The sequence below is a fragment of the Pseudomonas sp. H26/SER47-MNA-CIBAN-0231 genome (assembly GCF_040310465.1).
GTDB classification, from domain to species: Bacteria; Pseudomonadota; Gammaproteobacteria; order Pseudomonadales; family Pseudomonadaceae; genus Aquipseudomonas; species Aquipseudomonas atacamensis.
Genome location: NZ_JBEOPW010000090.1, coordinates 1 through 269 on the forward strand (window position 1 = coordinate 1; position 269 = coordinate 269).

At 46.1% G+C, this 269-nt stretch carries 1 protein-coding gene; it reads right to left on the minus strand.

Translation table 11 applies throughout. The features are described from left to right. On the minus strand, positions 1-269 hold a 269-nt coding region (locus AAEZ10_RS27395; protein ID WP_502947717.1), incomplete at both ends, for a cytochrome b family protein.

Genomic DNA, 269 nt, shown 5'->3' on the forward strand with positions numbered 1-269 from the left:
CAACAAATCTAAGCTAATAAATGCACTGATGTGCAGCAACGCATAGGCGCACACATACAAGCCCACTAATCGACGAGTTTGTATCAGCGCTGCTATTTTAAAACGCTTGGCGATGGGCGAAATAAGCAACGTCACTAACAGGCTATTGATCGCGCCCATGCCGGTATAGTGAATAATATACTGCACCGGATCGCCGCCCGCATTGTCAGTTAACACTAGCGCCACGAGATAAAAGGCTGGCAATAAAAAGCTAATATGCAACAACACCT